The following is a 12,220-nucleotide window of genomic DNA, read 5'->3' on the forward strand; positions in this document are numbered from 1 at the left end:
TCATGACCTGAAACAAAACAAATAATACAACAACGAAATCCATACCATGCCTAAAATAACCTACGAGAAAGTCACCAAAACGAAAGACGCATCCTTCACTGTAATTGATTATTACAACCCTTTTTTTGCCGCGCCACTCCATATCCATCCCGAATATGAACTGATTCTTTTTGAAGAGGGAACCGGAACCATGTTCGTGGGCAACTTCAGCAAACCGCTCGAACAGGGGGATATGTTGCTGGTAGGTCCGAATCTTACGCATCTGTGGCTCAGCTCGGAATGCTATTACAAACCGGACACCACCTTATTGTCACACTCCGTATACTGTCAGTTTGACGATACCATCCTTCCGGACTTCCAGAATCAGATCGCAGAAGTCAAGCCCATTCATCATTTATTGCATGAGTCCAGCAAAGGACTTCTGTTTCATGGAGACAAACTGAAGGAAGCCCAGGAAAAGTTTCGCGAGCTGATTCATCAAACCGGTTTTGAAAAATGGATGAACTTCTGCATCCTGCTTTACAAACTGGCCGATGAAGTGGATTATATCTGTCTGAACTCTGAAGAATATGTTTCGGGGATTTCCAAACAGAACGATCCCTGCATCAAAAATATCCATCAATACCTGATGCAGCATTACCAGCACAACATCAGTTTGTCCGACATTGCCGATCTGGTGCACATGAACCCAAGTTCGGTATGCCGATATTACAAGGCCAATACCGGTCGCAGCATCTTTGACTATTTGGCTGAAATCCGGATATCCTATGCCACCAAACTGTTGCAGAACCGACATATCAGCATCTGTGAAATTGCCTATGACTGTGGCTATAACAGCATTTCGCATTTCAATCATCAGTTCAAGAAAATCACCGGATGTTCTCCCAAGGAATATCTCAAGAAAACATTTTTACTGTAAATCGTATTAAAAAATCAGTCTGCAAGTCATTATCCGAACGACTTGCAGACTGATTCTCTACTTTTTGGCATTGATCACAGAATAGTGCACTTCTGTGTTTCTCAGTTTGATCTGATAAGGCCACTCCGCCTCCTTCCCTTTTTCCTTTGCCAGTTCCTGCCATGTTTTATAAACTTCGGTATGCTTCATTGGCGCTCCGGTAACCACCAGCCAAAGGAACTGTGTTTTTTGAGGAACCGTAAAGGCAACCGTTGCATTCTTACCGTTCACTCCTTTATGGGCTTCTCCATAAACGCGCTTTCCGTCGGTAGTTACTGCCACAAAACCATACCGCCATCCTGCATTCGCCGGGTCTACGGCATGAAAAGATGCCTCACCGGCCAAGCCCATGAAATCCAATTCCACCCTGGTGCCTGGTTTCGGAACTCTTAGCCGAATTGCATTATATCCATAATTCTGAGGGCAGCGGCTTTTGGCGATTCGCAACCAACCATCAGGCTGCTTTTCCAGTTTACAGGTATGTTCATTGGCATAACTGCTGCACGCTTCCTTTATTCGGGGCAAATCCCACGTTACAAAGTGCGTAGCGGCATCATAAATCTCATCATTGAACTCTTCCTGATCCGTTCCAGTGATGCGCTTATAAGTACTGATCGGATCTTCATTTCCGGTCGCTTCCTTCCAGATACGGCTGATAATCTCTTTGCCATGTTTGGCAGACCAGTATTCCATAAATTGAGGAGCATGATACATGTTGGTTTCGTGAAACAAAGAATAATGCGTCTGTTCCATATAGGCATCCAGATGATATTTCTCAATAGTCACCCAGTCTGGATAAACCTGCCACAGCATCCATTGAGAGGAATACTCCACCAAAGGACTGCTGTCAAAGCTTCTGGCTCCGTCTGCTCCCACCATATATTGAAAAGAATGTCCCATTTCATGAGCCAGCGCACAGTATGGATAAGAGTTCGTACGGCAAGGACGCATCCACATCATCCCCACTCCTTCATCACCCCATCCATAAGCCGTTGTCTCTTCATCATTAAACATCCAGATAATCATCTTATACTGGTGGGCAAATGACTTTTTATGAACGAACTTCAGTTTGTCGGCATAATACTTATAGAACCGTTCTCCTTCTGCCAGAATTTCATCGGGATAAAAACGCTTTGAAGGGTCCTTATAGTTTGCCGGATTCTTTCCAAAAGAGCGTTCCCAGAACAAAACCAGATTCTCGGACTCGGCCTTGTATTCCTGGGAAAACTTACCATACGGTTTCCCAAACGAATTTTCCTTTATCTGTTTTGCCGGAACCAGAATTTTCTTTTCATCGCCCGAAATCTGCAGGAAACCGGCAAACAACAAAACCAATAAAGACAACAAACGACTGTCCATCTTAAATTTCCGTTTCTCCATAGTACAATTTTAAATGTTACTCCGTAATACCCTGATCGACTTATCTCTTCATCAAACCAGTTATTTCTGTTCGTCAGAAATCTGATCTACGCTATGAAAAATATAATCCTTCTTGCAATTCAAGATTTTATTATCCTTTAGAATTATATTCTTGCTGTTACCTACATAAATACCACAAGGATTGCCCTCGCCCATAATCATGTTGTTTTCCAGACAAACATGCTCATGCAAGTAGGAATCCTTCGTATCCTGGGCTTCGATAATTACTGCAATACCGGCAGCTCCGGCCTGACTTCCGGCTCCTTTTCCGCAACCAATCATGACATTGTTCTGCACGAAAACATCGCGGGAATGCGTGCCCTCATGCCAGTTGGCCTCGGCACCGATATGTATCGCCGTACCCGTACAGGCCCGAAATACATTATTTACAATCCGGGCCTTCTTGGTTTTTACCAAAATACCTCTTGCCAGATGACTGTTAATGACCGAATTCTCAAAAATCAGTTCGGGAAGCTTTGAAATATTCATCAGATAATAGGCTGAAGAATTTTCAGGTAAGTTTTCTGATAAGGTGACTTCTACCGAGGTTTCCGGATTGTGATGCTTTGCCTCACGAACGATATAGGACTTTATCGGTTTAAGAGTTTTCTTTTCCACCAACTCCAACGTATCTCCCACACGAGGTACATCAGCAACCTGTGCATGCGTATAGGTGGTTGCATTCACTTGTATCCGGGCCTTATTGGCATGGTGTTCCAGTATCGTCTGATAATAGCCATGTACATTGGTGGCATCGTCTCCTTGTCCCTGAAAGTTGCATCCCACGAAATGCAATGTTCCCGTACAGCACGCAAAATGGGTGGCATCAGTATTTGTAGACAGGTAATAACCCTTTGACGGCACGACCGACAAACGCTCCAACAGAATATCCTTACTGTCAAATCCCACAACGCCCATTCCCGGTTGGGCATGAATCGTCACATCCGACAATCGGGTATCCTCTGATGCGTAAATCAATATTGCAGGACGAAAATGCAAGGAATTCAGAACCGTTACATCACTTCCCAAAAGATAATCGGGTATGGAATGATGAAAACGTACCCGGTTATTTCCCAAAAGTTCTCTTTTCGGAAAATAGATAGGTTCCGGATACAACCGGTTTTTGTCCTTCTCCCAAAACGTCATTCTTGTCAAAGGCATTTCATCCGTTACCCTTTTTCCGGCAGAAAATTGTACTTCAAAACAGGACGGTTTGATCTCGACGACCTCTCCCGAAACAAAAGGCTTCCTCACATAGTCAATCGACAAACCTTCTATGGCCACATGCTCACACCGGTTCAAGGACACGGGTTCCATCCATCCTTCACACATCAAGACTGCCCGGTCTGCCTTCACGGTTACATGCTTGACACCATCAAAATCCAAGCCTTTTACATAAGGATAATAAGGAGTATAAACCACTTTTTCCGGATTGGCTCCCATTTTTCCCTGCATCACTTCCTCTTCCAGTTTCAAAGCCTCTTTATCCTTCAACAGATATTTACCGGGTGGCAAATACAAGGTGGTACCAGGATGACCACAGGCATATTCCACCGCTTTGCGTAGTGCTTTGGTGTCGTCTTTCCCGTCATCCGGTTTTGCTCCCCACTGCGTGACATCGACAACCAGCTCCTGAGCGCACAGATTGCCCATACCTCCAACAGCAAAGAACAGGGTCACAGGCAATATATATTTCAAACAGCTAATCATAATCTACTGATTTTAATCAAGATAATAAAATCCTATTTACATTTTAAAGACAGTGCAAAACCGCCTCCGGGAGCCATGTCTATCTTGACTTTCTGATTTTTGTTTAAAGTCTGTTCGGAACGCTTATAATCCGCGGCCAGCTTGGCTGCGTTCACACCATCCGCAAACAATACGGACTGGTATTGTCCGTCCGGCAGGAAAGACAAATCCAATTCAATCGTACGTGCATTCCAGTCTGTCATGCCTCCGATATACCAATTCTGTCCGATTCTGCGGGCTACCACAATATATTCGCCCAACTGACCTTGCAGTATTTTGGTTTCCTCAATACCTATATTCGGGATGGAAGCGATAAAATCCAGACATTCTCTTTCCTTACGGTAAGCCTCAGGATTATCCGACAGCATCGTCAAAGGAGAATCATGCACGATATAGGCAGCCAGCTGATGACATCTTGTACCCTGACTCATCGGATTGTAATAGATCGGTCTGAAATCCTTTTTGCTTGCATTGCGCATAGCCCCCGGCTGATAGTCCAGCAAACCGGCCATCATACGAATATAAGGCATAGTCACATCATACTCCATCATATCCTTATCCACGGTGCTCCACTTCATTTCCTCCATTCCGAACACGGATTCTATATTGATGATATTCGGAAACGTACGGTTGATTCCCGTCGGTTTATAAAAGCCATGCAGATCCAGAGTCAGATGGTATTTAGCTGTAGTTTCCGCAATCCGATAAAGCATTTCCACGCCTGTCTGATCATCCCGATCCAGGAAGTCCACTTTAAAACCGCTGATTCCCATAGCCGAGTATTTCTTGCAGGCTTCTTCCAGCTGTTTATCCAACACGTTGAACACAGTCCACAAGATCAGCTTTACCCCTTTCGAGCGACCATACTCCACCAAAGCCGGCAAATCCAGTTCCGGAATAACTGTCAGCATATCCCCTTTACCGGGATGATACCACCCCTCATCCAGAATCACAAACTCCAAATGATTCTCAGCCGCAAAATCAATATAATGCTTATAGGTATCCATATTGATGCCGGCCTTGAAGTCTACACCGCTCAATCCCCAGTCATTCCACCAGTCCCAGGCAACTTTTCCTCCCTGAATCCATGAAAGATCCTTTATCCGGCTCGGTTCGGCCAGAGCATATACCAGATTATTCACCGGCATCTCTTCATCACACTCCGTAATGGCCATAATTCTCCAGGGATAAGAACGGTCTCCTTCCGTTTTAGCGATGTAGTCATGACGGTTCTTTACATACGTCATGGCACGCGGACCACGAACACCCATCTCCGAAGGATATTCGGCAAACACGCCATTCAAAGAATACTTCCCTTCGCACGTGCGGACAAACATGCCCGGATAACTTCTTAAATCCGACTCCAGCAACGTCACTTTCAGTCCCTGACCACAGTCTACCGTTACCGGAAGGAATGCCACCGTCTTATGGTCTGCCTCGCCCAATGAGGTATGAGTATAGATATTCTGAAAGGCCATGGCATACTGATCGCCTTTCGGATTGGTGGTATAAGGCAAATAGGCTTTATAATTCTCCGGAAAGTTGAACTCGGCCTTTTCATTCCTTACCAGAACACTATCCTTAAAATCCGTATCCCAACGATAGGCGATGCCTTCATTATAAGCCCGGAATATCAACGAATAGCCACCCTTAAAAGAGATTTTCATCTCATTGTATTCTGTGTCAAAATCAGCACATCTGTAATAGAATGCCGGTATCTGTTCCTTACGGTGATTCTGGGACACCCGCTTTACAGCAGCACGCTCTCCAAGCACCTTATTCTCCAATTCAAGAGACAGTTCATTGTTCTTCATCAGCATCTTATCCTGATGAAAAACACTATACGATACTGTATTTCCGACATTTACATTTACTTTCAGTGTTTTTCCCGGTGAAGTCAACACATAATCTCCGGCCCAAACGGTCGTTCCCATACACAACACGCATAGAGAAAGACCAAAAATTCTTTTCATTTCCATATCTTATAAGAATTTCTTCATTTACCTTTATTCCAATTGATTTTAAAGGCATAGGTCTCAGATACACTTCCTCCCCGGAGATTGGCTCCCCCGGCACCATAAAGATATTGCGGTACTCCGTGAACTTTCAATACTGCCGGTCGCTCCAGTTTTCCGGAATGAGAACGGAAAAACACCCTGCTGTCTTCCTTCAGCCGTTTCTCTTCTTCGGGAGTTCCCCAATAATCAAACAATGTTCCCAACGCGATTTTTGCATCTTTGAGCGAAAAAGAACGTCCGTCCTTGGATTTCCATAAAATAAGGTTTCCAAAGACACCGGAGTTATTTCCGAAATTGTCTGTAGTCAACAAATAGTTTTGCTTTCCAACCCGAAAAGCCTGCGCATCTTCGATATAAGACACATTGTCGGTAATCGGAGCGTCGCAAAGCATGTAGGGACCTTCCAATTTATCGGAAACCGCATATCCGTACTTGGCATCCAGTTGTTTCGGAGTTCCGCATTTATAATAGATATAATATTTCTTTCCTATCTTCAGAAAAGCCGGATTATCAGCCCCGATAGCAGCCTGATAGGTCCAATGTTCCGGATTTTTTGAGGCGCTGACCATAATTCCATTGTTCTCTCCCGCAAATCTCCAGGGACCGTTTATATCATCAGCCACCATCATACACACCCGCTGATTGCCGCATTTTACCGGAAAACTGGGATCCTGACAGATAAACAGACAGATATATTTCCCATCGACATACTCCAGACGCGGATTATGTGGAGCCATCATCGTCTTTTTGTCCGGAAAACTTTCAGAATTCAAGATGGTACGGACATACTTAAACGGTCCTTCCGGACGGTCCGCCACATAATGGGCTATTTCCGCATTCTTTTCCGACCATCCTTCCATACCTTCCGCAGCCGGCCAGCGACTGACAAGTGCATGCACCTTGCCGTCTTCGGTCATTAAAGGCGAAAAGCACCATACATACCATTCCGGTTCATCAACAACCGGCCCCAACAGTTCTGCCGTAAGAGCCATCTCGGCATAAGGGATTTTCAACTCCTTCCCTTCTGCCGATGGCAATCGGTTTGTTTGCGCCGATAGAGAAGAACAACAAAGCCACAGACATGCCCCAAAGACACTTGTACGAATCATATTCCGTTTCATAATTATTATTTTTTATCTGCACCAGATACTTTAAATGAAGTACGTTCCAATTCTTTGCCCTTACAAGACAACACCACCTCATATTCAGTTGGTTTTGGGTCAGAAAGCGAAAAAACAGTCAGAGGAAGTTCCTTTTCTTCGTAAGGCTGCAAGACGGCAACTCGCCCTGTTGCAACCGTTTTTCCGGAACATTTTATTTCTACATCCGCCGGTTCGGAGGCAGAAAGGCCGAAATTGGCAACCTTTACCTTCAAGACATTCTGCTGGGCATCATAAACCGGACAACGGGCAGAGAGGATAGCCGGAGAATAATCTACGTAAGGAAGAGAAGCATAACCATACAGCAACTCGCCGTTCTTGTTACGGCCAATCAGTTTTGGGGCAAATTCCTCGGAAGTAATGCCGCTTCCCCTGCCGTCAAACACCACAATCAGATCATCTCCCTGATTACGTGTCTTCACTGCTTTGCAGCCTTTTCCGAAATTCACTTCCTGGTATGATCCGAAACGAAGAGAGTTGATGTCCACCTCAGTCTGAGGATTAAAACCTGGTTCTGCTTTTATACAAAGCAATGCGTCTGGTAGAAGCGGTTATCGGTTTTTCATTCAAAACTGCCAGTGACAGTCCCTTATTCAAAGGAATACAAATGTTTTTTGAGGAATGACGGTCGCCCGGCAAATCGTCCCACTTTATGGTATCAATAACCGCGAAATTCATTTGTACGGCCCGTCCGAGACTGTCCTGAAACACTTTGGCGCGTTCGTATTTGAACCATTCTTCCACCTCGCCATTCTTATGAAAAGAAATACCGGGCATATAGGCTTCGCCCTGTTCGGTTACCCAATGTATGCCATCTTTTGAACGCTGGTAAAAGGCAATACGTCCGAGCCAGTCATTGACAATAAGATGATATTGCAGACTGTCTTTCCAGACCACCGGGTCCTCAAAGCGTCCGTCTATATCCGGATATACCCTTTTGCCGGTTATTTGCTGATAAGTGGAAAGACCGTCCTTGCTGATCCAAACTCCTCCACCTCTGCAAACCATCAGATATGAATTGTCCGGCCGTCGTGCAAAAGTCAGGTTGGACAATCCTTCTATAATATTGCGGTCCCGGCTGTCGAAATCAAACTTCTGATAAGTCCACACCGTGCTGTTCTCATGGTCGGCAATATAATAACCGTCTATGACATAGACGACCACACGTCCGTCCGGCAAACGGAAGGCCTCGGGATTATGCCCTTTACCTATTGAGTTTTGAATCTTATAGGGACCGGACAACTGACTGGAAACAGCATGGTAAACAGTAGAGTTAGACCAAAACATGTGTCCCTTTGGGGATTTTTCCGGCCATCCGCAGACATATAAATGATACTTCCCGTCGGCCGATCGCAAGATGTTACCTCCCCAGAACGACATGTCAGAAACCTCTATGCCATTATCGACATATCTGTTCTGAACTCCCTGAGCTCCCCAAAGATTATTCGATTTTACACCATCCGGCATCGGAAGAAAACGGTCCATAAAACGGGCTCCCTTTACCAGCTGGCTCCATGCTGCAGGACGCTGCCGCTCTGTAACCTGCGCCTGCAAGGAAGAACAAAGGCACAAGGCACAAAAACACAAACAAATATTTTTCATATTCTATGATCAGTTAACATTAGCCACAAAAGAAATGAAACAGCCATTCAGCTGAAAAAATTGATTTTCTGTATATTAGATTTAATGATTCCGTCATGCAATAGCCTTTCACGCAACTTGCATGGAACATAAATACAATATTCGCAAAAAAAATTGATACCGGCAAATGATAAGCTGGTATTTTTAAGGTGAACATTATTTTACTCCACAAAAAAAATCGGCAGACAATGCATCTGCCGATTTTTTAGGATTACCAACCCATCGGTTTATATTGGTACAGACTGAGCGGTGAAATATCTGTATCTGCCGGTGAACTGCGAATATAGTCAACAAAAATCCATTTGCTGCTTTGGGGATTATATGAGGCTTTCAGATAGCGTGCCGGAAAGATTTTCCCGTCCAGAGTGTAGAGATAATCAAAACTCCAGGCCGGAATGTCGTCAAGCACCTGCTGCAACTCTCCCAACAGTTTCTGCTGAGAGTCGGAGAGCTTTTCTGGCTTCAAGGCGCGCACCTTGAGCTTACCGTCCTTCTGAATCTGCAACAACAAAGAGAAACCGACAGATCTTTTTTCTCCAGCCACAGACTCACCCGACTTTCGTTCGCACCACAACCGGTTCACGTCGTGAGTAAAGAAAACACATTCGTATTCCACCATCTCCAACCAATGCGGATTTCCCACAACTCCAACCCGTAATGCGCTTGCCTCCTCGCGATAGGCTCCGCGCGTGTAGACAGCTTCCCGGTCTTTTTCAGAAATTCCTTTCTGGATGACATTCCGGTACAGACGGGGAGAAACTATCTGATTCATATAGGGAGTGGGACGATACAGGGAATAGCAGGTTCCGGAAACCCAGGAGCAGAAAACTCCCGGTTGCTTGACATCGGCAGACGTACCGGTTTTCTCCTGCAAAGTACGAAACAGATTCTGAGCCTTCTCTGTATTCTGATTCAGAGGTTCGAGTTCATCAATCATCATCCGAAACGGCGGGCGACCGTCCTTCGAATCACAACCGTATACCACACTGGCACGGATGGAATCGGCTGACTGGACCTGTTTGTCCGGACAATTTTCCAATACACGGACATTAGTCAGCGCATAATATTTGCTGACCCGGTCGTTCGGAATCCAGGCTTTGGTGCGTTTCTGTCCGAATACCTTGTGGAATCCGTCCACCATTTCCTGTTCGGACACAAAAGGAAGATTGGCTTCATGGGCTTTAACCGGCTCATAATTTTGGGCTTCCAATACGGAAAACAGTGTCACAAAAGCACTGACAAATAAAAAGAACCGTTTCATAAGCGTTGATTTTAAGGGGTTGTTTCTATGGATTTACTGACGCCGAACATGCAGGGGAGTTACCCGTTTCCATAATTCAGGGACCCATTTCTTGATGTCGGAATTGTAATATTCCAACTGCATGATTGAGTCATTCTGAAGGGCATAACGAAGCTTCGACGTAGAGTTACCGCTATTTAAGGCCTTGGAATAGGCATGAAACTCCAGTTTCTCGGTAAACTCTCCCGGCGTGCGTCCGTCATAAGTACCGTAAGCGGTAATGGCACACGTACCCTTTCCGTCATTGATCAGCAAAAGGAAAGTGCGGTCTATATTATAAATCTTGAAATTACCCGTAGGCATCCACACGACACGGGTTGAATCCAGACGATAAGGACGCATCTGGTTCCAGATTCCAATCAGGGTAGTTGATTTGTGCAGCGTTTCCTGCGCACAAACCTGTCCGACAAGACAAAGCAGACAGAGTAAAGAAAACAGCTTTTTTTTCATGGGTCATAGATTTTAAACTGAATTGAAAAATATTCAAAGATCTCATTTCATAGACCGCAAAAACCACTTAGGATTAGCAGTTTATTAACGGACTATCACAAAAATAAGAAACTATTTCTTTACCCAAGAAAAAATCCCGCACTTTTTTCGCAAAAGTATACTTAAGTATACCTATGAATTCATTTCATAGCGTCCCTGATAACGTTTATAGAAGATAAGCGTCAGAATAAAGCCGACCAAGGCAAAGGGAACTCCCATCAATGCCGCATAGCGCACGCCACTTGTTACGGCAAGACCACCTGCGTATGCTCCTACCGCATTACCCAGATTGAACGCCATCTGTATGCTGGCTCCTCCCAACATCTCACCACCCGGAGCCACACGGATGATCAACAACTGCTCCGGACTGGACACTGCAAAAAGTCCGGCCGTGCAGAGAAACATCAGTGCCGCCGAAATCCAAGGGTTGGGAGACAAGAAAAAGATACCGATCAAAACCAGACAGATACCTCCCTGCGACACCATTAAAACGCGACCGGGCGTATAACGGTCGGACATACGGCCACTGACCAGATTGCCCACAACCATACCAAATCCGGCCAGAACCATCAGTGCGGTGATACTGTTTTCCGAAAAGCCGGAAACCTGAGTCAGCAGAGGACTGATATAACTGTACCAGCAGAACACACCGCCATTACCCAAAGCCGTGGCCCCCAAAATCAGCCAGGAAGCAGGATGACGAAGAAAGCGGAACTGCCCCTTGAAACCATTGTCCTGCAAGCCTTCTACCACCGGAACCCACCGCCAGATGTAATAAAACACGATGACTCCCCAAATGCCGACAAACAGGAAAGTGGTGCGCCAGGATACAAGATGACTCAACGAGGTGCCCAAAGGAACACCAAACAGGTTGGCCACAGTCATTCCCGCAATCATGATGGAAACGGCTTCCGAACTCTTGCCTTTGTCCGCCAGCTTGGAGGCCACAATGGAAGCCACTCCAAAATAAGCGCCGTGGGGCAGACCGGAAACGAAACGTCCGATCATCATCACCCAATAATTGGGGGCAAAAGAAGTACACAGATTTCCCACTACAATCAGCGAAACAAGGGCCATAAGCAAATGCTTCAGCGACTTCTTCCGGGCGAGAATCAGGACCGGAGCCCCGAAACAGACACCAAGAGCGTAGGCCGATATCAGATGGCCGGCTTCTGAAATACTGATTCCGAAATCGGAGGCAACATAGGGCAATATGCCCATCATGGTAAACTCGGCCATTCCAAGGGCCAGAGTACCGAATGCCAATGCAATAAGACTTTTCTTCATAATGCTATACCTGAAAACAATACCTTTTGAAAAACACTTTTTTAAAAAACGGTGCAAAATTACAAAGAAAAAATGCAAAAGGTACACCCGGAAATACGATTTCTCAGAAAAAGTCTCTTGACTTCCTCTCTCCTTTTCACGGTAAGGCCCGTGCAAAATCTGTCTTAATACAGAAATACTTCACACCGTTTTAACAATT

At 45.3% G+C, this 12,220-nt stretch carries 9 protein-coding genes and 1 pseudogene; 2 read left to right on the forward strand and 8 right to left on the reverse strand.

Annotated features, from left to right (window positions below; translation table 11 throughout):
• The first annotated feature begins 46 nt into the window (after positions 1-46).
• Positions 47-919: an AraC family transcriptional regulator gene (locus DXA74_RS08100; RefSeq protein ID WP_118526465.1), complete on the forward strand. Its 873-nt coding sequence runs from the start codon at positions 47-49 to the stop codon at positions 917-919.
• 57 nt (positions 920-976) lie between these two features.
• Here the strand turns inward: DXA74_RS08100 and DXA74_RS08105 are convergent, their stop codons facing one another.
• From DXA74_RS08105 to araJ, 8 genes and pseudogenes are all read right to left on the reverse strand, one after another.
• Positions 977-2,338 (reverse strand): DUF6055 domain-containing protein, encoded by a 1,362-nt coding sequence (locus DXA74_RS08105; RefSeq protein WP_233550485.1) that lies wholly within the window; start codon positions 2,336-2,338, stop codon positions 977-979.
• Positions 2,339-2,398: 60 nt separating this feature from the next.
• Positions 2,399-4,087 carry a right-handed parallel beta-helix repeat-containing protein gene (locus DXA74_RS08110; protein WP_118526467.1) on the reverse strand — a complete coding sequence of 563 codons (1,689 nt, stop codon included), beginning with the start codon at positions 4,085-4,087 and terminating at the stop codon, positions 2,399-2,401.
• 32 nt (positions 4,088-4,119) lie between these two features.
• Positions 4,120-6,099 carry a glycoside hydrolase family 97 protein gene (locus tag DXA74_RS08115; protein ID WP_118526497.1) on the reverse strand — a complete coding sequence of 660 codons (1,980 nt, stop codon included), beginning with the start codon at positions 6,097-6,099 and terminating at the stop codon, positions 4,120-4,122.
• 23 nt (positions 6,100-6,122) lie between these two features.
• Complete coding sequence (locus DXA74_RS08120) at positions 6,123-7,265, reverse strand: glycoside hydrolase family protein (protein WP_147401055.1); 1,143 nt, start codon at positions 7,263-7,265, stop codon at positions 6,123-6,125.
• Positions 7,266-7,270: 5 nt separating this feature from the next.
• A pseudogene (locus tag DXA74_RS08125) lies at positions 7,271-8,906 on the reverse strand (glycoside hydrolase family protein).
• Between the two features lie 250 nt (positions 8,907-9,156).
• A complete protein-coding gene (locus DXA74_RS08130; protein WP_118526471.1) occupies positions 9,157-10,206 on the reverse strand; it encodes a DUF5030 domain-containing protein in 1,050 nt (349 codons plus the stop codon).
• 33 nt (positions 10,207-10,239) lie between these two features.
• Complete coding sequence (locus DXA74_RS08135; RefSeq protein WP_118526473.1) at positions 10,240-10,695, reverse strand: DUF4488 domain-containing protein; 456 nt, start codon at positions 10,693-10,695, stop codon at positions 10,240-10,242.
• 171 nt (positions 10,696-10,866) lie between these two features.
• Positions 10,867-12,021, reverse strand: coding sequence for an MFS transporter AraJ (araJ, locus tag DXA74_RS08140; RefSeq protein WP_118526475.1), 1,155 nt, complete (start codon positions 12,019-12,021; stop codon positions 10,867-10,869).
• Between the two features lie 26 nt (positions 12,022-12,047).
• Here araJ and DXA74_RS16445 point away from each other — a divergent pair, with 26 nt between their 5' ends.
• Positions 12,048-12,215, forward strand: a complete 168-nt coding sequence (locus DXA74_RS16445; protein ID WP_199666131.1) for a hypothetical protein — start codon at positions 12,048-12,050, stop codon at positions 12,213-12,215.
• Positions 12,216-12,220: the final 5 nt, after the last annotated feature.

The sequence above is a fragment of the Bacteroides sp. OF04-15BH genome (assembly GCF_003477995.1).
GTDB lineage: Bacteria > Bacteroidota > Bacteroidia > Bacteroidales > Bacteroidaceae > Paraprevotella.